This window comes from Streptomyces sp. LS-MS-L19, from assembly GCF_058382285.1.
In genome coordinates this window covers 3176532-3197275 of record NZ_JBYCLL010000001.1, presented here as the reverse complement: position 1 = coordinate 3197275, position 20744 = coordinate 3176532, and the positions used below count along the sequence as shown (strand labels likewise).

Below are 20744 nucleotides of genomic sequence, written 5' to 3'. Positions count from 1 at the left end.
CGGGGAACTGTGCGACAAGCCCCCACCGGCGGCCGGCCGCCGAACTACGCGCTGACCCCCGCGGCCTCGCGCACCTCACCCGACTTCAGCCGCTCAGCCGTCCGCTCAGCAGTCCGCCGAGCCCACGGCCCTGTGGTCACCGCCCCCAAAGTCAGCACCGCGAACCCGCAGCCGGCCAGAATCCACCACCCCGGCACCGCGGCGGACACGAACGCATCCTGGTACGACGACGACCCCACCCCGGACGCCAGCACCGCCCCGATCACCGCAACCCCGAGCGTCTGCCCGAGTTGACGACTCGTGGAGGCGACCGCCGCCGCAACCCCGGCCTGCGCCCGTGGCATCCCCGACACCGCCGTGTTGGTGATCGGCGCGTTGACGAACCCGAACCCGATCCCGAACACCACGTACCCCAGCAGCAGCGTCACGTCGGACGTCTCCGCGTCGAAGGCCGCGAAGAGCACCCCGCTCGCGGTCATGGCGAACCCCGCCACCACCAACGGCAGCCGCGGCCCCCGGCTCCCCACCAGCCGCCCGGCGAGCGGCGCGCACAGGAACATCGGCACCGCCATCGGCAGCATCCACAGGCCCGCGTGCAGCGCGTCCAGCCCCCGGACGTTCTGGAGGTACAGCGTCGACAGGAACAGGAACCCGCCGAGCCCCGCGAACGCGCTGATCGCGATCACCGTCGCCCCGCTGAAGGGCGCGGAGCGGAAGAAGCGCAGGTCGATGAGGGGTTCGTCGCGCCGGGGCTCGTACCAGAGGAGTCCCGCCAGGGCGACGACGGCCACCGCGGCGAAGGGCAGGACCGAGGCGAGGGGCGAGGTCGGCGCCTCGATGATCGCGTACGTCAGCGAGCCGAACAGGGCGATCACGAGGACCTGCCCGACCGGGTCGGGCCGACGGGCCCTGGGCGCCCGGGACTCGGGGACGTACCGCAGGGTGAGCAGCAGGGCGGCGAGCCCGACGGGCAGGTTGACCCAGAAGATCGAGCGCCAGCCGACCGCGTCCACGAGCACTCCGCCGACCAGCGGACCGGCGGCCATGGAGATGCCGACGACCGCGCCCCACACCCCGATCGCCCGTGCCCGCTCGCGCGGGTCCGTGAAGGTGTTGGTGATGATCGACATCGCGACCGGGTTCAGCATCGAGCCACCGACCGCCTGCACCATGCGGAACGCGATCAGCGCGTCCAGGTTCGGGGCGGCGGAGCACAGCGCGGAGCCGATCGTGAAGACGACCAGGCCGGCCATGAAGACCCGCTTGCGGCCGATCCGGTCGGCGGTGGAGCCGGCCAGCATCAGCAGGGAGGCGAGGACGAGCGTGTAGGCGTCGATCGTCCACTGGAGGCCCGCCGTGCTCGCGTCCAGGCCGCGCTGGAGGGCGGGCAGGGCGACGTTGAGCGCGGTGGTGTCGAGGCTCACGATCAGAAGGCTCATACAGCAGATCGCGAGGACCAGCATGCGTCGGCGGTGGCTGAGCTCGGGCATGCGGTTCATCGTACGCCGATTTCGATAGTGCGTCTAACTAATGGTCGCTACATGATCGGCGTACGGGTACCCCGGGGCGTGCGTGACAATGGGGGAATGTCCACGACCGCCTCGCCGCTCCAGATCGGCTCGCACACCGTCCAGCCGCCCGTCGTCCTCGCCCCCATGGCCGGGATCACCAACGCGCCCTTCCGCACCCTGTGCAGAGAGTTCAGCGGGGGCAAGGGGCTGTTCGTGAGCGAGATGATCACGACTCGGGCGCTGGTCGAGCGCAACGAGAAGACCATGCAGCTGATCCACTTCGACGAGACCGAGAAGCCTCGTTCGATCCAGCTGTACGGCGTCGACCCCGTCACCGTCGGCAAGGCCGTCCGCATGATCGTGGAGGAGGACCTCGCCGACCACATCGACCTGAACTTCGGGTGCCCGGTGCCGAAGGTGACCCGCAAGGGCGGGGGGTCGGCGCTTCCGTACAAGCGGCCCCTGCTGCGGGCGATCCTCCGCGAAGCGGTGAGCGGGGCGGGGGATCTGCCGGTCACGATGAAGATGCGCAAGGGGATCGACGACGACCACATCACCTACCTGGACGCGGGGCGGATCGCGGTCGAGGAGGGCGTGACGGCGATCGCTCTGCACGGGCGGACCGCTGCCCAGCACTACGGCGGTACGGCGGACTGGGACGCGATCGCGCGTCTGAAGGAGCATGTGCCGGAGATTCCCGTGCTCGGGAACGGGGACATCTGGTCGGCGTCGGACGCGTTGCGGATGGTTCGTTCGACGGGCTGTGACGGGGTCGTCGTGGGCCGGGGGTGTCTGGGGCGGCCGTGGCTGTTCGCGGATCTGGTGGCGGCGTTCGAGGGGCGTACCGATTTCCGTCGTCCGGCGTTGCGGGAGGTCGCGGACGTGATGGTGCGGCACGCGACGCTGCTGGGGGAGTGGATCGGGGACGAGGCGCGGGGGGTCATCGACTTCCGCAAGCATGTGGCCTGGTACCTGAAGGGGTTCGCGGTCGGGTCGGAGATGCGGAAGCGGTTGGCGATCACGTCGTCGTTGGCGGAGCTGCGGGCCGGGTTGGACGAGCTGGATCTGGATCAGGCGTGGCCGGTGGGGGCGGATGGGCCTCGGGGGCGGACGTCGGGGAACAACAGGGTTGTGCTGCCGGATGGGTGGCTGCGGGATCCGTATGACTGTGCGGTGGGGGTTGGGGAGGATGCGGAGGTGGATACGTCGGGGGGCTGACGGGGTGTGTGCGGGTTCGGTGGGGGCGGGCGTTTTTGCGCAGTTCCCCGCGCCCCTGGATGCCTGCGGCGGCCTCTTGCGGTCCGGTGGGGGCGTGCGTAGCGCGTGGGGTCCGGTGGGTGGGTCGGTGCCGGGGTGGGGGGTATCCGTCCTCGGTCCGGCGGCTCGGTCGTTCATGAGGGGCCCGGTTCCGGACGCCGGCCGCTGCGGGCGGACACCCCCCACCCCGTCCCCTTCACGCCCTACGCGGCCAACGGCCCACTGGGGCGGGCGCGGCGGCTGACGGCCCGTGGGGGCGCAGGCCAACTGCAACCCACCCAGGGGCGCGGGGAACTGCGCGACCAGCCACAACGCACCCGCACCCGCCCAACAACCGCACCCGGCACCCCCGTAGGCGCTATCCCTTGGACGGATGCGGAGTCGAGCCGTACGCCGTCAGGAACTTGTCTCGGAATGCACTCATCTTCCAGACCGGGGCGTTGTGGGCCGGCTTCAGGCCGTCGGTCCAGTTCCAGGAGGTGATCGCGGACAGGACCTTGGGGTCCTTCGCCACGATCGAGATCGGTACGTCACGGCTCGCGTTCTCCCCGCTGACACGGGCGATCGGCTGGTGGTCGCCGAGGAAGACGAGGACCGTGTCGTCGGTGCCGTAGCGTTCCAGCCACTGGGTGAGGGACGTGACCGAGTAGGAGATGGACTTGCCGTACTCCTGCTTGGAGCGGGTGGAGTTGGCGATGATGTCGGACGGCTTGTTGCCGGCCTTCTGGATGGCCTTGAAGACCGAGCCGTCGCCCAGGTCGTTCCAGTCGACCATCTTGGGGATCGGCGCCCAGGGCTGGTGGCTGGAGGTCAGGATGATCTCGGACATCAGCGGCTTGGTGCGCTTCTTGCCGTGGACCTGCTTCTGGTAGGCCTCCAGCGCGTACTGGTCGGGCATGGTGGACCAGCTGAACTTGGGCCCCTGGTAGCCGAGTTGGAAGGCGTTGTAGACCTTGTCGAGGCCGTAGTACGCCTGTTCCGGCCAGCCCTTCTGGACACCCGGCATCACCCCGACCGTGTCCCAGTCGCCGGTCTTCTTGAAGGCCTTGGTGAGGCTGAGGTGGTCGCTGGCCATGACCGTCCGGTAGCGCTGCTGGTTGTCGATCCACAGGCCGGAGAGGGTGGTGGAGTGGCCCAGCCAACTGCTGCCGCCGTACGTCGCCGAGGTCAGCCAGCCGCTCTTCGCGTGGAAGCCGGCCTTCGCGAGGGCCGCCGTGCTGGTGTCGAGGGTCTTGTCGACGCCGGGCGCGATGACCGGGTCCTCGACGGCGCTGCGGCCGTAGCTCTCGATGAAGGTGAAGATCATGTCCTTGCCCCGCAGGTCGGGCACCAGCTGGGAACCCGGCGTGTTCCCGAACGCGTCGACCTTGGCCACCTTCTGGAACTCCGCCTCGTCCCGCAGTGTGTACAGCACCCGCTTGGCCTGGCGCCCGGTGAGCGCGGCGGTGTGCTCGGAGGCGAGCGGGGTGCCGAAGACCTGGAGTCCGAGGGCGGAGCAGGTGACCCACACGGTGGCCGCGACGAGGGTGCCCCGGGTCGCCTTCTGCCGGTGCCGGGCCAGCAGGCCGCTCAGCCGGACCATCGCCAGTGTCATGACGGCCGGCACCAGGAGCACGAGGACGGTCACGCCGACCACGGCACCGATGGCCACGCCCTGGCCCATCGAGTCGGCCACGTACGACCGCGCGTCGTCGAGCAGCTCCCAGTCGAGGACGGGGTTGAAGGCGCGCCCCAGGTAGTCGTAGAACCCCATGTCGAGCAGGTTCAGGATCGTCATCACCCCGAGCCCGGCCCCCGCCAGTACGGCCAGGGCGAGCCGTGGCCGGCGCGGCAGCGCCAGCGCCAGGGCCGCCCCGAGGATCGCCTCCGCCGGGATCCGCAGGAACTCCCCGACATGCAGGTTCGCGATCTTGTTCGGCAGCAGCAGGGCTCCGAGGACCAGCAGCGCGGCGAGGGCGTTGAGCGCCCAGCGGGTGTTCCGTACGGCGGTGGGGTGCGCGTCGCGCCAACGGGCGAACCGCTTGCGCAGGGACGGCTTGTCCGCCTCGGTCGCCTCGGCCTCGGGTGACGTGATCTCTGCAAGGGTCTCGGACACCCGAGGGTCCTTCCGTACGGGTCCTGGTAGAAGGCGGACCCGATATGGGGTCTCGGATCCGCCACATTCCCGTACGGCCCACCTCGGGCCACAGTTCACGTCCTAGGGCAAACACCGCCCCAACGCTTGGTCAACGGTCAGGTTCCGCGGCTCTGCCCGCGGAGCGCTACGCGCCGCCGACCGCCGTCAGCAACGCGAGCGGCGCCGCCGCCGAGCGGGACTCCCGCACGCACGCGTGCGGATACGGCACCGGCTCCCCGTGGGACTCCCGGCCGTACCCGGCCAGGACCTCCGGCAGCCGGTGACCGGTAGCCGTCGCCGCGTCCACCAGCCCGTGCGCCACCGCCCGTGCCTCGTCGTGCAGCCCGTAGCGCGCGAGGCCGAGGGTGATCAGCGCGTTGTCGTGCGGCCACACCGAGCCGCGGTGGTACGACAGCGGGTGGTACGCCGGCTGTCCGGCGGCCAGGGTCCGCACTCCCCACCCGGAGAAGAAGTCCGGTTCCAGCAGTCGGCGGCCGACCATCTCGCCGTACTCCTTGTCGAGCAGCCCGGACCACAGCAGATGCCCGGCGTCGGAGGCCAGCGCGTCGACCTGGCGGCCCTCCCCGTCCAGCGCGAGGGCGGGGAACGTGCGGTCCGGCATCCAGAAGTCCCGCTGGAAACGGTCCCGCAGGTCGGCCGCGGCCTGTTCGAGGAGGGCCGCGTAGGTCTCGTCCTTCCACACCGTGCGGGCGACCCACGCGGTGCGGCGCAGCGCGTCGTACGCGTAGCCCTGGGCGCCCGCCGCCATCACCGGGCCGCTCGCGCGGGTGCCGTCGGCGCCGCAGATCGCGCCGGGGGAGTCCTTCCAGTTCTGGTTGGCGAGGCCGCCCTGGTCGGCGCGGTAGACGAGGTAGCCGCGCGAGGTCAGGCCGCCGTGGTCGAGCATCCAGCCGATCGCGGCGCGGGCGTGGGTCTCCAGGCGCCGGGCGAGCGAGGCGTCCCCGGTCTGCTCCACGTACGCGCCGAGGAGGACCAGGAAGAGCGGGGTGGCGTCGACCGAGCCGTAGTAGCGGCCGTACGGCACCTGCCCGAAGTGCGCCAGCTCGCCGTGCCGTACCTCGTGCACGATCTTGCCGGGCTGGGCGACGGAGGCCGCGCCGGTCTCGGTGGCCTGGGTCGCGGCGAGCGCGGGGAGGGTCGCGGCGGCCAGCTGGGGGCGGTAGGGGAGGGCGAACAGGGAGGTGAGGAGGGCGTCGCGGCCGAGCAGGGTCAGGAACCAGGGGGCTCCCGCGGCCGGGACGCGCAGGTCCTCGCCGTCCGGGCCCGTGGCCGGGACCTGGAGCGAGGCCAGGTCGGCGAGGCCGCGGGCGCAGGCCGCCGCCAGCTCCGGCCAGCCGGTGGGGAAGGCCACCCCTTCCACGAACTCGCCCTCCAGTCGCAGGAGTTGGCGGTTCAGGGCGGCGGGGGAGCTCGGTACCCGGCGGGCCCGCTTGTCGCCGTGCGGGCGGGCCATCACCCGCAGGGTCAGCTCCGCCGAGCCGTGCGGTTCCAGGTCCAGCGTCCACACCAGGCGCCGCGCTCCGGTGCCCGTCTCCTCGACGCCGTCCGGGGCGGGGTCGGCCGTCACCGTCGTACACGAACGCCATTCTCGGCGCTGGTAGGTGAACTCCACGCCGTCGTCGAGGACTTCGCGGGAGCGGGTGGCGCCGGTCTTGGTGTAGGTGCGGTAGTCGGAGCGGAGTTCGAACTGGTCGGTGAAGTCGGCGTCCGCGGTGACCGCGAGCCGGACCGTCGTGGGCACCGGGCGGTTGCTGGTGACGCGCAGGGACTCGACGAACGAGCCGTCCCCCACGGCCTGTTCGCGGAACAGGGTGTGGGCGGGGGGTTCCTGGCGGCCGCCCCGGGGGACCAGGACGCAGCGGGCGGTGTCGCCGTCGGCGACCGGTGACAGGGTCTCCGGGACCGCGCCGTCGACGGTGAGCTGCCAGCGGCTCAGATGCCGGGCGTCCCGTACGAACAGGCCGTCCGGGGAGCTGCCGCCGCCCCGGACCCCGCTGATGTCCCCGCCGTCACCCACGGCCGCGAACGTCCCGCCGTGCACGAGCAGATGATGCCGGTCCGTCATCGCCGGTTCCCTCCCTTGAATCCCATGTCCGCCGTGACCGTGGTGCCGGTGGTCACCCCGGTGGTCGCGGTGTCGCTGTGCAGCAGGTCGAGTGCGAGCGCGGCCGTCCAGCTGAAGCCGGTCGCCCCGCAGGCCGCGCCGGTGTACGGGTCGACGTACTCCGCGAAGTCGGTGGCCGCGGCGAGGTCGAGCACCGACTCCCGCAGCGCGTCGGCGCGTCGGCGCTCGCCGTGGGTGCGCAGGCCCCGCTCCAGCAGCCAGCTCGTGTTGAACCAGGCCGGGCCGCGCCAGTACCGGTGCGGGTCGAAGGCCTCGCCGAGGAGGTCGTAGCTCGGCGGGAGCCTGGTCTCGGCGCCGAGTCCGAAGTGCGGGCCGGTCGCGGTACGCACGAGCGCCCGGACGACCTCGCGGGGCAGACCGGGCAGCAGCAGGGGGACCAGGCCGGAGACCCCGCGCTCGGGGACGAGGGAACCGCCGGCCGCGCCCGCGTCCCGCAGGTCCCGGCACAGGAACATCCCCCGGCCGGCGTCCCACAGCCGCTCCACCAACGCCTCCGTCAGCCGTTCCGCGCGCGCGTGCCGGGCCGTGCCGGTCGCGCCCAGCTCCTCGGCGATCCGGGCCAGCGCGTGCTCGGAGGCGATCAGGAGGGCGTTGAAGGCGGGGTCCTCCACCGCGAACTCCCCGGCGCCGTCGGCGTACGCGCCGTCCCGGTACTCCGTCGCGAGCCGCACGTACCGCCCGTAGTCCAGGTCCGTCGGCCGGTCCTCGGCGGCCCCGTGGTCGAGGTCGGCGCGGCGGAAGGAGCGGGCCGGGGCCGGGGTGACGCGGGACAGGGGGAGGTCCCAGGCGGGGCTGTTGTCCATACCCTGTTCCCAGGGGTGCACGACGGACGCGAGGCCGCCGCCGCCGAGATCGCGGCGGTGCAGGAGGTAGCGGTGCCAGGCCGCCAGGCGCGGGTAGACCCGGGCGAGGAAGCCGCGGGCCCGGGAGAGGCCGGGGTCGGCGCGGTGGACCAGCCACGCGGCCAGGGCGTGCACCGGTGGCTGCACGATGCCCGACGTCTGTACGGTGCGCGGGGCGCCCGCGGCGTGCCCCGCGGTCGAGGAGCGCCAGAAGTCGGGGCTCGGGAAGTACGCGTCGAGCGGTACGGAGGGGTTGAACACGATGTGCGGGATCCGCCCGTCGCCCCACTGGGCTGTGAGCAGCGTCTCCAGCTCCGTCTGCGCGCGCAGCGGCGAGAGGTGGCGCAGGCCGATCGCGATGAACGCGGAGTCCCAGGACCACTGGTGCGGGTACAGGCCGCGCGAGGGGACCGTGGAGGTGCCGGTCCAGTTGCCCTCCAGCACCCTCGCCGCCCTGGCGTGCAGGGAATCCGACGTGTTCGGCGGATCGTATGCGATCGAGCGCTCCGCGGAAGGGCTGACGAGCTGGGCAGTGCGATCCACTCGGGGCTCCCCGAAAGACGTGTGGCTGACCGGTTCGGTCAGGGCTACCGTAGGGTTACGTCTATTTAACACGCAAAACCCAATATGTAATGCAGAGTTGAGAAACACAAGGGGGTGCGCATGGCTGGACGGAGTCAGACCGGCGCCGGAGATCTGCTCGAACTGGTCCGCAGCGGGCGTGCCGTCACGCGCGGAGCGCTCCAGCAGGCCACCGGACTGTCCCGGGCGACCGTCGGCCAGCGCCTCGACCGGCTCTTCCGCGCGGGCTGGCTGCGCGAGGGTGCCGGCGGGCCCGTGGACTCCCCGCTGGGCGGCCGCCCCTCCATCACCCTGGAGTTCGACGACGCCCATGCCGTCGTCCTCGCCGCCGACCTGGAGACCCGGCACGCGCGCGCGGCCGTGCTCTCCCTGACCGGCGAGATCCTCGCCGAGCACAGCGGCACCCTGGTCATCGAGGACGGCCCGGACACCGTGCTCGGCGAGCTGGGCCGCTGGTTCGCCGAACTGCTGGAGAAGGCGGGCCACCGGGCCGAGGAGGTCTGCGGCATCGGGCTCGCGGTGCCGGGGCCGGTGGACCTGGAGAGCGGCCGGGTGGTCCAGCCGCCGATCATGCCCGGCTGGGACGGCTACGACATACGAGGCCGCCTCGCCGGAGCCTTCACCGAGCACACCGGGTCCGGCCCGGTCCCCGTGCTCGTCGACAACGACGCCAACCTGATGGCGTACGGCGAACAGCGCACCGCGTATCCCGACTGCTCGGCGTTCGTGCTGGTCAAGGTCTCGACCGGGATCGGCGCCGGGGTCGTGGTCGACGGCTCGGTCTACCGGGGCGTCGACGGGGGCGCGGGCGACCTGGGCCACATCCGGGTGCCGGCCGGTGCCGAGGCGCTGTGCCGGTGCGGTTCCTACGGCTGCCTCGCCGCCGTGGCGAGTGGCGGTGCCGTGGCCCGGCGGCTGGCCGCGGCCGGGGTGCCGGCGGCCTCCGGCTCGGATGTGCGGGACCTGCTCGCGTCCGGGCACCCGGAGGCGGCCGCGCTCGCGAGGGAGGCAGGGCGGCTGGTCGGGGACGTGCTGGCGACGGTCGTAACCCTGCTGAACCCCGGGGTCCTGATGATCGCGGGGGATTTGGCCGGAACTCCCTTCCTCACGGGGGTCAGGGAACTCCTGTACCAGCGGGCGCTGCCGCGCTCCACCGCCCGGCTGGAGGTGGTGACCTCACGGCTCGGGGAGCGGGCCGGGCTGGTCGGGGCGGGTGCGCTGGTGGTGGAGCGGTTGTACGCGCCGGAGCGGGTCGAGGAGCGGTTGCTGGCGATGGGCGTGTGAGGTCCGCATGGTGAAATCCGGCGCGCTGTGGCAGCGTGATTCTCGCCACGCCTGATAAGGGTCAAGCTCAGATGAGCGGATCTTGGGTGACTGCACTTCTCCAAGGGGTGGCACTGAGTGCCACCCCTTGATCGTTCATCGATCGAAATCAGATGTGGTGCCGGTGCGCTCATGTGAGCGGAAACGGGGTGGGTGAGCGCCCTTGCCTTCAAGAAATGAAAACATCCGGCGGCTGACGCTTGCCAAGCTTTGACTTTCGATCCGCTGGCGGACGACTGGTTACGGGCGTATGACGCCCGAGCAGACGTACCCAGAAGCCTTTGATCTGGGTATGTTCCTCGCCGTCAGGGCAGCCACCGCGTCCTCGAGGGAGTCGAGACCCGTGTCGGAAAACAACGAACCCCACGTAGCGAAGTTCGTCTACGACTTCACCGAGGGAAACAAGGACCTCAAGGACCTCCTGGGTGGCAAGGGCGCGAACCTCGCCGAGATGACCAACCTGGGACTCCCCGTTCCCCCCGGCTTCACCATCACGACGGAAGCCTGCAAGGTCTACCTGGACAGCGGTGAGGAGCCCGCGGCACTGCGTGACGAGGTGAGTGCGCACCTCGACGCGCTGGAGCAGCGCATGGGCAAGAAGCTCGGCCAGGCCGACGACCCGCTGCTCGTCTCGGTCCGCTCCGGCGCGAAGTTCTCGATGCCGGGAATGATGGACACGGTCCTGAACATCGGCCTCTCCGACAAGTCGGTCCAGGGTCTCGCCCGGCAGGCCGGCGACGACCGCTTCGCCTGGGACTCCTACCGGCGCCTCATCCAGATGTTCGGCAAGACCGTCCTCGGCGTCGACGGCGACCTCTTCGAGGAGGCGCTCGACAAGGCCAAGGAGGCCAAGAAGGTCACGGTCGACACCGACCTGGAGGCCGCCGACCTCAAGAAGCTCGTCACCGCCTTCAAGAAGATCGTCAAGAAGGAGGCAGGCCGGGACTTCCCGCAGGACCCGCGCGAGCAGATGGACCTCGCCATCAAGGCGGTCTTCGACTCGTGGAACGGCGACCGCGCGAAGCTCTACCGCCGCCAGGAGCGCATCCCGCACGACCTGGGCACGGCCGTCAACGTCTGTTCCATGGTCTTCGGCAACCTCGGCCCCGACTCCGGCACCGGCGTCGCCTTCACCCGCGACCCCGCCTCCGGCCACCAGGGCGTCTACGGCGACTACCTCCAGAACGCCCAGGGCGAGGACGTCGTCGCGGGCATCCGCAACACCGTGCCGCTCGCGGAGCTGGAGCAGATCGACAAGAAGTCGTACGACCAGCTGATGCAGATCATGGAGACGCTGGAGAACCACTACAAGGACCTCTGCGACATCGAGTTCACCATCGAGCGCGGTCAGCTGTGGATGCTCCAGACCCGCGTCGGCAAGCGCACGGCGGGCGCGGCCTTCCGGATCGCCACCCAGCTGGTCGACCAGGGCCTGATCGACGAGGCCGAGGCGCTCCAGCGCGTCACCGGCGCCCAGCTGGCCCAGCTGATGTTCCCGCGCTTCGACGAGAACACCAAGGTCGCGCAGGTCGGCCGGGGCATCGCGGCCTCGCCGGGCGCGGCCGTCGGCAAGGCGGTCTTCGACTCGTACACCGCGGTGAAGTGGTCGCGTTCGGGCGAGAAGGTGATTCTCGTCCGCCGGGAGACCAACCCCGACGACCTCGACGGCATGATCGCGGCCGAGGGCATCCTGACCTCCCGGGGCGGCAAGACCTCCCACGCGGCCGTCGTCGCGCGCGGCATGGGCAAGACCTGTGTCTGCGGTGCCGAGGAGCTGGAGGTCGACACCAAGCGGCGCCGGATGACGGTTCCGGGCGGGCACGTCGTGGAGGAGGGCGACCTCATCTCCATCGACGGGTCGTCCGGCAAGGTGTACCTCGGTGAGGTCCCGGTCGTGCCGTCCCCCGTCGTGGAGTACTTCGAGGGCCGGATGCACGCGGGCGCCAACGACGCCGACGAGCTGGTGGAGGCCGTGCACCGGATCATGGCGTTCGCCGACCGCAAGCGCCGACTGCGGGTGCGCGCCAACGCGGACAACGCCGAGGACGCGCTGCGCGCCCGTCGCTTCGGCGCCCAGGGCATCGGCCTGTGCCGTACCGAGCACATGTTCCTCGGTGACCGCCGTGAGCTGGTCGAGCGGCTGATCCTGGCCGACACGGAGGCCGAGCGCGAGGAGTCGCTGAAGGAGCTGCTCCCGCTCCAGAAGCAGGACTTCGTGGAGCTGTTCTCGGCGATGGACGGCCTGCCGGTCACGATCCGCCTCCTCGACCCGCCGCTGCACGAGTTCCTCCCCGACATCACCGAGCTGTCGGTCCGCGTGGCGCTGGCGGAGTCCCGCCAGGAGCCGCACGAGAACGAACTGCGTCTCCTCCAGGCCGTGCACCGTCTGCACGAGCAGAACCCGATGCTGGGTCTGCGCGGTGTACGCCTCGGTCTGGTGATCCCGGGTCTGTTCACCATGCAGGTCCGCGCGATCGCCGAGGCGGCGGCCGAGCGCAAGAACGCCAAGGGCGACCCGCGCGCCGAGATCATGATCCCGCTCGTCGGCACGGTCCAGGAGCTGGAGATCGTCCGCGAGGAGGCCGACCAGGTCGTCGCGGACGTCGAGGCGGCCACGGGTGTGGAGCTGAAGCTGTCGATCGGCACGATGATCGAGCTGCCGCGCGCCGCGCTGACCGCCGGTCAGATCGCGGAGGCGGCGGAGTTCTTCTCCTTCGGCACCAACGACCTCACCCAGACGGTGTGGGGCTTCAGCCGGGACGACGTGGAGGCGAGCTTCTTCACGGCGTACCTGGAGAAGGGCATCTTCGGAGTCAGCCCGTTCGAGACGATCGACAAGGACGGAGTGGGCTCCCTGGTCAAGCTCGCGGCGGAGGCGGGCCGCGCGACCCGCCCCGACCTCAAGCTCGGCGTCTGCGGTGAGCACGGCGGTGACCCGGAGTCGGTCCACTTCTTCCACGAGGTGGGTCTGGACTACGTCTCCTGCTCCCCGTTCCGTATCCCGGTGGCCCGCCTGGAGGCGGGGCGCGCGGCCATCACGGCGAACGGCAGCGACCACCGGTAGGCCCTACGGCCCCTGCAACCCCGGATCCGCCGCCCGTCCCCGACCCTCAACCGATGGGCGGCGGCTCCGGACCACGAAGAGAGGGCGGCACCCTTGTGCGGGGGTGCCGCCCTCTCGTGCGTGCTCGGTCCGGCTGTTACCGTCGCGCGATGTCCAAGAGCGAACTGGACGCGGTGACCGCCGAGTTCTTCGGGGCCTTCGACAACCGGGGCGGCAGCGCCGCCGACGTCGGACGCATTCGGCGGCTGGTCCTTCCCGGGGGCGTGATCACCAAGACCGGACCGGAGTTCACGGTCTACACCGTGGAGGAGTTCATCGAGCCCCGGCTGCTACTGCTGACCGAGGGACGGCTGGTGGAGTTCTCCGAGTGGGAGACCTCCGAACGGACCGACATCGCGGGTGACATCGCCTCCCGGTTCAGCACGTACCGCAAGTCCGGGGTCCTGGACGGGGAGCCGTTCGAGGGCGGGGGGACCAAGACCGTTCAGTTCGTCCGCACGTCACAGGGGTGGCGTATCGCGGCTCTGGCCTGGTACGACCACGCCTGACGGCTATGGGCGGAAGCGGGTGAGGAGCATGCCCGTGGCTCCGACGGCGAGGAGCGTCACTCCCAGGGCGGCGAGGGCGGCCAGTACGGCGAGGGAGAAGGCGGACGGGCCGGTTCGGGGGAGTTCTTCGGTCGGGCTCGGGCTCGGGGTAGGGGTAGGAGGCGAGGACTGGGGCGGGAGTGGGGACGTCGTGGACCCGCCCGTCGAACCATCCGTGGGCCCGCCCGTCGGCTCCTCCGTCGGATCACCTGTCGGCTCCTCCGTCGGACCGTCCGTCGGCCCTCCCGGTGTCGAGGCCGGGGCGCTGAACGGTGGGTTGCCCAGGTCGCGTTCGCTGCCCGCCTGCAGGACCGCGACCGTCGTGCCGCCCAGCAGCAGGCTCGCGGCTACCGCGGCCAGGATGAGGACCAGGGGGAGCCGCGCGAGCGGAGCCCGGGCGGGCGCCGCGGGGGGCTTCGGACGGGGGGTGCGCGGTACGTCGAACAGGGCGGCGAGGTAGCGGCGCCAGAGCGGCGAGGCCGAGGTCGGACGGTACACGACGGGAGGCCGGCGGCCGGCGAGGGCGTCCCGACAACGCCGACGGAACGGTGTCCCGGTCACTCCGCCGGCACCTCGCCCGGAACGGGCGGCAACAGCACTCCAGGAGCATCTGGGGCTGGGGTTTGGGTTGGGGTCGGCTCTGGGGCCGGTGGCGGTTGTCGCTGGGCCATGGTGGCCGTCTCCTGGGCGGGCTCCGGTTCGCGCACCGCCTCCTGCACCAGCCTCGTGGCCCCGAGTTGGCGCAGCAGCCCGGGTGCCGAGGCTCCCACCGCGACCGCCGCCGTCATCCCGATGACCTGGGAGTGGAACAGGGCACCCGCGAGCGCGCCGAGCGCCAGGCGGGTCAGGAAGACCAGGGAGTCCGCAGGGATGTCGATCCGCGCGCGCAGGGTCGGCAGCGGTCTGTCCTCCCGCGGCCCGGCCAGCAGCTCCCGCCGTTCGGCCTGCCATGCGGAGACGTTGCCGTAGAAGGCGATCGCCTCGATGACACAGCCACCGAGCGCGCCGCACATGATCGCAGTGGGCCAGTCCACGATGTTCCCCCGTCGGCCTGGTGCAGCCTCTTCAGCCAAGCTCCCAGTGTCCGGCGGGAATTGAGGGTGAGGTACACGGGAATCCGCTCGGTTTCCGCCTTCCTGCGTACGCCCGCGTACAGCGTCCTGCGGAACGGGCGGCACCCCGCGCCGGGTGCCGCCCCCTCGGAGATCTGCCGTCAGCGCATGGCGCGGCGCCTGCGGGCCGATGCCACCAGGGCGCCGCCGGTGAGGAGGACCGTCGAGCCGATGGCGGCGAGGTATACCGCGGTGTCGCCGCCGCCGGTCTCGGCGAGGTCTCGGTGCTGCTCGCCGGGGTCGCCGGCGGTCACTTCGTCGTCGTGGGGCTTGAAGTCCGCGGGCGGCTGGTCGCAGCCGATGCCGTCGCCGTCCCGGTCGAGATGGCTGCCGTAGTGCTCGTTGCCCTTGGGGAGGTTCGCGTACCCGGCGGCGTACGCCTCGGCGCAGTTCGCGAACGGGTGGTCGCCGTCATGGGCCGAGGCGGCCCCCGGCAGCAGGGCCAGGGCCAGCGCGGCGACGACGATGGCGCCGGGCTTGCGGAGCAGGTTCACAGCACGTCCTTCCGGGTTCGTGAGAGGTGACGAACCTAGTGAGGCGCGGATGCCGTGTCGGCCACATGAGAAACCCGTGATGCGAACGTGACGTGACCGGAAGGTAGCTCTCCGCAAGCGTGGCGCCGGCGACTCAACTGTCGCAGGCCACCCCGTCGTTGTCCCGGTCGAGGTGGGAGGCGTAGCCCGGCTCACCGCGGTGGATGGGCGCGGCGCCGGCGGCACGGGCTTCGGTGCAGTTCTGGTAGTAGACGCTGCCGGAGCCGGAATCGGACTCCGAGGTGCCGGCGTCCGCCTTCGCCTCGGCCGTCACGGTCTTGGTCACCTTGACCGTCTTCGTGGCGGTCACCGTGGGCGCCGGTTCCGGCTCCGGTGTCACCGTGGCGGTCGCCGTGACGGTCACCGTCGGCTGCGGCTTCGCGGCGGCGGGCTTCGCGTCGGCCGTCGTCCCGGACTGGTCGCCGCTGCCTATGCCGACACCGAGGAACAGGGCCAGTGCGAGAGCGGGCAGGACGTACCGCTTCCGGGCCCACTTGGGGGTGGGCCGGGAAGCGGTCGGCGGCGCGGGCGGCCACGGCGGTGCGGGCTGCGGCTGCGGCTGCGGCTGCGAGGTGTACGGATTGGTCATGTCGTCCCCCTGAAGGCGTTACGTGAGGGGATGACCGTATTGCTGGTGCCGCAGATGTGGAGTTGAAGTGTTCATTCCGTGACTATTACATGTCACGCCGTCACGCCCGTACGGCCGGCGCCTCCCACCGTCGGCCGGGCGGGCGGCCCGGATGCCCGGGGCCCGGTGCCGGGTGGGGCGACGGGAGGCGGATCGTCGCGTTCAGGCCGCCCGTCGCCGCCTCACGCAGCGTCGCCTCGCCGCCGCTCGCGTGGGCCAGCCGCTGGACCAGGGCGAGGCCGAGTCCGGTGCCGCCCTTGGGGGCGCCCGGCGCCCGCCAGAACCGGTCGAAGGCGCGGGCGCGCTGGTCGGCCGACATGCCGGGGCCCTCGTCGGTGACGTGCAGGTCGATCCAGCCGGAGCGCGGGCCGCGCCGGGACGGGGTGTGCGGGCGGAGTTCCACGGTCACCGTGCTGCCGACGGGGGACGCGCGCAGTGCGTTGGACAGCAGGTTGTCCAGGATCTGCTCCACCGCACCCGGCAGTGCCGACACCGGGCCCGCACCGCCCGTGAACAGGACCAGCGACACCCCCTGCCGGCCGTACAGCGGCAGCCAGGTGCGGTGCCGCTCCGCGCAGACCTCGCCGACGTCCACCGGCACCGGCCGCGCCGCGTCCTCCTCCAGCCGGGCCATCGCGAGCAGCCCCTCCACCATGCGCGCCAGCCGGTCCGTCTCGGTCACGGCCGCGGTCAGGCTGCCCCGGCCGCGCGCGGACACACTGGGCTCCAGGTTCTCCAGGCGCAGCCGCAGTGCCGCCAGCGGTGTCTTGAGCTGGTGCGAGGCCTCACCCGCGAACGCCCGCTGCGCGTCGAGGAGATGGGCGAGCCGGGCCGCCGTACGGTTGAACGCGGCCGCCAGACTCCGCACTTCGGGCGGCCCCTTCGTCACCGTCACCGGAGTCGCCCGGCCCCCCTCCGCCAACTCGTGCGTCGCACGCTCCAGTTCACGGATCGGCCGACCCGTCCAGCGGGCGATGCCGAAACCGACCAGGACGACGGCCGTGAGGACGCCCACCCCGCCGAGGGCGAGCAGCAGCCACACGTGGTGCACCCGCTCGTGCACCGTCCGGGTGGGCACGGTCAGCCAGACGGCACCCTGGGCTCCGTGTCCCATGGGCGCGGCCACCGACAGGTAATCCACCCCGCCGATCGTGGAGGTGCGCACGTCCGCCGTCGACGTGCCCCGCAGTGCCGCCGCGATCCCCGGCCGCGAGGACAGCGACCGGGTCACCTCACCCGACAGCGGATGCGAGGTGGCGAGCAGCGCGCCCGCGCCGTCCACGACCACCACCGTCCCGCCGATCCGCGCGGCGCAGTGCGCCACCCGCTCGGGCAGGTCCCGCTCCGCGCGGCCGGTCGCCAGAGTCAGTGCCGCGTACGCCGACACCGACTCGGCCTCGTCCCGGGCCGCCCCCACCACCCGCTCCCGCTCGCCCCGCGAGTACACGAACCCCAGCGGGATCTCCAGACAGAGCAGCACCAGGGCGGCCAGCGTGAGATAGCTCAGCAGCAGCCGGCGCGTCATGCCGGACCGTCCGGTCCGCTGTGCACCGCCAGCCGGAAGCCGACCCCGCGCAGCGTCTGGATCCAGGCCGGGTGCCCCAACTTCCGCCGCAGCGAGGCGACATGGACGTCCAGCGTCTTCGTCGGGCCCTCGTAGAACGGATCCCAGACCCGGTCGAGGATCTGCTGCCGGGAGTACACCGCGCCCGGGTCCTCGGTGAGCAGCGCGAGCAGGTCGAACTCCTTCGGTGTGAGCGGCACCTGGGACTCGCCGACCCAGACCTGCCGGGTACGGCGGTCCACGGCGAGCGGGCCCGGGTCATGGCCGGGCGCCCCGGCGGGCGCGGGCGCCGTGGGCGCGGCCGGGGGCGGGGACAAAGGCGCGGGGGATGCCGGGAATGCCGGGGCGGGTGTCTCCTGCGTCCGCCGCGTCCGCCGGGTCACCGCCCGCACCCGGGCCACCAACTCCCGTACGCTGAACGGCTTCGCCAGATAGTCGTCGGCGCCGAGCTCCAGTCCCAGCACCCGGTCCGCCTCCTCCCCGCGTGCGCTGAGGATGACGATCGGCACGTCCGACACCTCCCGGATGCCCCGGCAGACGTCGATGCCGTCCATGTCCGGCAGCCCCAGGTCCAGGAGCACGACATCGCCGTACGGCGCTCTCAGTCCCTCGGTGCCGGTGGTCACGTGATCCACCGCCAGGCCGAAGTGCGCGAGGCCCTCGGCCAGCGGTTCGGCGATCGTCTCGTCGTCCTCGATGAGCAGCACACGCAGGCCCATACGCCGTATCTCTCCCACCCGAATTCATATTCCGCCCTGTGCCCGACACGCTACAAGAAGCGGGCGCCTCCCGGGAGTCGGGAAAAAGAATGTCCTGCTCCTGGCCGGACTCTGGCCCGCTATTAACCTTCCTCTGTGCATCACCTCTCTATGGTGCTGAGAACTGGCAGAAACGGCAGCTCAGGAGGCACCCTTGAAGGCATTGCTGGATCGTGCGCGCTCGTTCAGGAGGCGGGCGGATTTCGAGAGCGGTGAATACCGGAAACTGGCCGACGGGCAATATCCCGAGGCACTCTTCATAAGCTGCTCGGACTCGCGGGTCATTCCCGCGCTGATCACCGGCGCCCGGCCCGGTGAGATATTCGAGCTGCGGAACGCGGGCAATATCGTGCCGTCGTACGGACAGCACGCGGCCGGTGGTGAGGCCGCCACCATCGAGTACGCGCTGGAGGTGCTCGGGGTTCAGGACGTGGTCGTGTGCGGTCACTCACACTGCGGGGCGATGGGGGCCCTGCGGTCCGGCGACGACCTGACCGCGCTGCCGGGCGTGGACGCGTGGCTGGGCCTGGCCCGCCCGTCCCTGGCCCCCGTGCTCACCGACGCGCCCCCGCTCGCCGACGTCGTCCAGCGCAACGTCGTCAACCAGTTGGCCGCACTGCGCAGTTACCCCGTGGTGCGGCAGCGGCTCGACGCGGACCGGCTGCGGTTGCACGGCTGGTACTACGAGGTCGACACCGGGCAGGTGCACGAGCTCGACGAGGACGGCCGGTTCCGGGTGCATGCCGCGTGAGCGGGGCGCACGCGCGCGGGCGGGGGGACAGGGCCGCGCCGAAAAGCCGTCAGGGACGGGGGAGTTCGTCCACGGGGGCCGGGTCGGCGGAGGCAGCGGCCGTAGCGGAGTCTGTAAGGCCGGCGGACGCTGGGAGGCCGGTGAAGGCCCCCAAGGGTGACCTCGGCACCGAGATCACCGCCTCTCTCGTCGTCTTCCTCGTCGCCCTGCCGCTCTGCATCGGAGTCGCCGTGGCCTCCGGGGTCCCGGCCGAGCTGGGGATCATCTCCGGGGTGATCGGCGGGCTCGTGGTCGGCGCGGTCCGGGGCAGCACCCTCCAGGTCAGTGGCCCCGCCGCGGGGCTCGCGGCGCTGGTCGCGGAGACCGTCGCCGAGCACGGGGTGGCCATGCTCGGGGTGATCGTCCTGGGCTCGGGGATCCTGCAGATCGTGCTCGGGGTCGTACGGCTCGGGCGGATGTTCCAGGCCATCTCGATCGCCGTGGTGCAGGGCATGCTCGCGGGGATCGGGCTGCCGCTGATGTTCAGCCAGCTCTACCCGATGGCCGACAACAAGGCGCCCGGCGTCCCGGTCGAGAACATGGCCGGGGTGCCGGGGCTGCTCGCGGACGTCCTGACCGACCGGCAGGCGATGACCGCCCTGCTCCTCGGCATCGTCACCGTCGCCCTGAGCTTCCTGTGGAAGAAGGCGCCCGGACCGGTCAGGCGGATCCCGGCCGCGCTCGTCGCCGTGGGCATCGGGATCGCGGTCGCCGCCCTGCCCGGGGTCGAGGTGAAGACCCTCCAGGTCGGGAATCTGCTCGCGGCCGTCCAGGTGCCGGGCGCCGAGCAGTTCGCGGGGCTGGCCGAGCCGGCGATCATCACGTCGATCCTCACCTTCACGGTCATCGCCTCGGCGGAGAGCCTGTTCACCGCGGCGGCCGTGGACCGTATGCACAGCGGTCCGCGCACCCGCTACAACACCGAGCTCGTCGCCCAGGGGGCCGGGAACACCGTGGCCGGGATCCTCGGCGCGCTGCCCGTCACGGCGGTCGTGGCGCGCAGTTCGGCGAACGTCCAGGCGGGCGCGAAGACCCGGCTCTCCCGCACCCTGCACGGCCTGTGGCTGCTGGCGTTCGCGCTGCTGCTCCCGCAGGTCCTCGCGCTGATCCCGATCTCGGTGCTGGCGGGCGTGCTGGTGCACAGCGGCTGGAAGCTGCTCGCGCCGGGGGAGTTCCCGAAGATGTGGCGCCAGGACCGGGGCGAGTTCGTGGTCATGACGGTCACCACGCTCGTCATCGTCGCGACGGCGCTCCTGGAGGGCGTGCTCGTGGGGCTCGCGGCGGGGATCGTGCTGGCCGCGCTGCGGATGTCGCAGACCGTGATCCGGCAGCACATCGAGGACGACACCGCGAAGATCGTCATGGCCGGCAACGCGACCTTCCTGCGCCTCCCGAAGGTCATCGAGGCCCTCGAGTCGGCCGCCGCCTCCGGCAAGCCCCGCATCCGCCTCGACCTCACTGGCGTGACCCACCTCGACCACGCCTGCCGCAACCAGGTGGAGGAGTTCACGGCCCAGCAGCGGGGGCGGGGCCTGCGGGTGGAACTCCTGATGCCGGGGCCCGGGGCGGCCGCGGGAGCGTTGCAGCCCGACGAGAGGACCCAGGGCACGCTGCCCGCGGGCTCTGCGAGCGGGGGCGCTGCCGAGTGGGGTTTCGAGCGCGGTGCGTTCGACCCACCCGTCGCTGCAACCGGTGCGGCCACGGCCGCCCTCCGCCGGACCCCGATCCCCGACACCCACGACTTCACCGCCGCCGAACCCATGGCGACCCACCCCATGGCGACCCACCCCATGGCGACCCACCCCGCGGCGACCGAACCCGTGGCGACGGAACCCACCCCGGGCGTCGAATGGTTCTACCTGGACACCCGGCCCGTCCCGGACGATGCCCGCCACGGCCGCCCCTCGTAGGCTGAGGAACAGCCGTCGGTG

Annotated in this window: 16 protein-coding genes; 6 read left to right on the top strand and 10 right to left on the bottom strand. The window is 71.8% G+C overall.

The features are described from left to right. Positions 1–44: 44 nt before the first annotated feature. Positions 45–1490, bottom strand: a complete 1446-nt coding sequence (locus tag AC2XR2_RS14100) for an MFS transporter (protein ID WP_491515211.1) — start codon at positions 1488–1490, stop codon at positions 45–47. Between the two features lie 96 nt (positions 1491–1586). Here AC2XR2_RS14100 and dusB point away from each other — a divergent pair, with 96 nt between their 5' ends. After that, positions 1587–2729: a tRNA dihydrouridine synthase DusB gene (gene dusB / locus AC2XR2_RS14095; protein WP_491515210.1), complete on the top strand. Its 1143-nt coding sequence runs from the start codon at positions 1587–1589 to the stop codon at positions 2727–2729. A 397-nt stretch (positions 2730–3126) separates the two neighbouring features. On the opposite strand, the gene AC2XR2_RS14090 is transcribed toward dusB, so the two are convergent. The 3 genes from AC2XR2_RS14090 to AC2XR2_RS14080 all read right to left on the bottom strand — a co-directional run bounded on the left by AC2XR2_RS14090 (position 3127) and on the right by AC2XR2_RS14080 (position 8415). Further along, a complete protein-coding gene (locus tag AC2XR2_RS14090) occupies positions 3127–4863 on the bottom strand; it encodes an alkaline phosphatase family protein (RefSeq protein ID WP_381299897.1) in 1737 nt (578 codons plus the stop codon). A gap of 166 nt (positions 4864–5029) precedes the next feature. Next, complete coding sequence (locus AC2XR2_RS14085) at positions 5030–6970, bottom strand: amylo-alpha-1,6-glucosidase (RefSeq protein ID WP_491515209.1); 1941 nt, start codon at positions 6968–6970, stop codon at positions 5030–5032. Further along, the gene (locus AC2XR2_RS14080; protein ID WP_449348279.1) at positions 6967–8415 is read right to left on the bottom strand and encodes an MGH1-like glycoside hydrolase domain-containing protein; all 1449 of its coding nucleotides are present in this window, start codon (positions 8413–8415) and stop codon (positions 6967–6969) included. The genes AC2XR2_RS14085 and AC2XR2_RS14080 overlap by 4 nt, the downstream gene beginning before the upstream one ends. 120 nt (positions 8416–8535) lie before the next feature. Here AC2XR2_RS14080 and AC2XR2_RS14075 point away from each other — a divergent pair, with 120 nt between their 5' ends. The 3 genes from AC2XR2_RS14075 to AC2XR2_RS14065 all read left to right on the top strand — a co-directional run bounded on the left by AC2XR2_RS14075 (position 8536) and on the right by AC2XR2_RS14065 (position 13389). After that, on the top strand, positions 8536–9738 hold the full coding sequence (locus AC2XR2_RS14075) for an ROK family transcriptional regulator (RefSeq protein WP_381299894.1): 1203 nt from the start codon (positions 8536–8538) through the stop codon (positions 9736–9738). Positions 9739–10120: 382 nt separating this feature from the next. After that, positions 10121–12841 carry a pyruvate, phosphate dikinase gene (gene ppdK / locus AC2XR2_RS14070; RefSeq protein WP_491515208.1) on the top strand — a complete coding sequence of 907 codons (2721 nt, stop codon included), beginning with the start codon at positions 10121–10123 and terminating at the stop codon, positions 12839–12841. A gap of 149 nt (positions 12842–12990) precedes the next feature. Beyond that, positions 12991–13389, top strand: coding sequence for a DUF4440 domain-containing protein (locus tag AC2XR2_RS14065; RefSeq protein WP_491515207.1), 399 nt, complete (start codon positions 12991–12993; stop codon positions 13387–13389). Between the two features lie 3 nt (positions 13390–13392). Here AC2XR2_RS14065 and AC2XR2_RS14060 read toward each other — a convergent pair whose 3' ends face one another. From AC2XR2_RS14060 to AC2XR2_RS14035, 6 genes are all read right to left on the bottom strand, one after another. Further along, complete coding sequence (locus AC2XR2_RS14060; protein ID WP_381299891.1) at positions 13393–13926, bottom strand: hypothetical protein; 534 nt, start codon at positions 13924–13926, stop codon at positions 13393–13395. 59 nt (positions 13927–13985) lie between these two features. After that, a complete protein-coding gene (locus AC2XR2_RS14055) occupies positions 13986–14462 on the bottom strand; it encodes a hypothetical protein (protein WP_491515206.1) in 477 nt (158 codons plus the stop codon). 179 nt (positions 14463–14641) lie between these two features. After that, on the bottom strand, positions 14642–15034 hold the full coding sequence (locus AC2XR2_RS14050) for an excalibur calcium-binding domain-containing protein (protein ID WP_381299888.1): 393 nt from the start codon (positions 15032–15034) through the stop codon (positions 14642–14644). A 133-nt stretch (positions 15035–15167) separates the two neighbouring features. Beyond that, on the bottom strand, positions 15168–15662 hold the full coding sequence (locus AC2XR2_RS14045) for an excalibur calcium-binding domain-containing protein (RefSeq protein ID WP_491515205.1): 495 nt from the start codon (positions 15660–15662) through the stop codon (positions 15168–15170). Positions 15663–15762: 100 nt separating this feature from the next. Then, on the bottom strand, positions 15763–17226 hold the full coding sequence (locus AC2XR2_RS14040) for a HAMP domain-containing sensor histidine kinase (RefSeq protein ID WP_491515204.1): 1464 nt from the start codon (positions 17224–17226) through the stop codon (positions 15763–15765). Beyond that, complete coding sequence (locus AC2XR2_RS14035) at positions 17223–17984, bottom strand: response regulator transcription factor (RefSeq protein ID WP_491515203.1); 762 nt, start codon at positions 17982–17984, stop codon at positions 17223–17225. The genes AC2XR2_RS14040 and AC2XR2_RS14035 overlap by 4 nt, the downstream gene beginning before the upstream one ends. Positions 17985–18177: 193 nt before the next feature. On the opposite strand from AC2XR2_RS14035, the gene AC2XR2_RS14030 reads away from it, so the two are divergent. Beyond that, entirely contained in the window at positions 18178–18774 is a 597-nt protein-coding gene (locus AC2XR2_RS14030; protein WP_330267068.1) for a carbonic anhydrase, read from the top strand. 140 nt (positions 18775–18914) lie between these two features. Then, positions 18915–20723: a SulP family inorganic anion transporter gene (locus AC2XR2_RS14025; protein ID WP_491515202.1), complete on the top strand. Its 1809-nt coding sequence runs from the start codon at positions 18915–18917 to the stop codon at positions 20721–20723. Positions 20724–20744 lie beyond the last annotated feature (21 nt).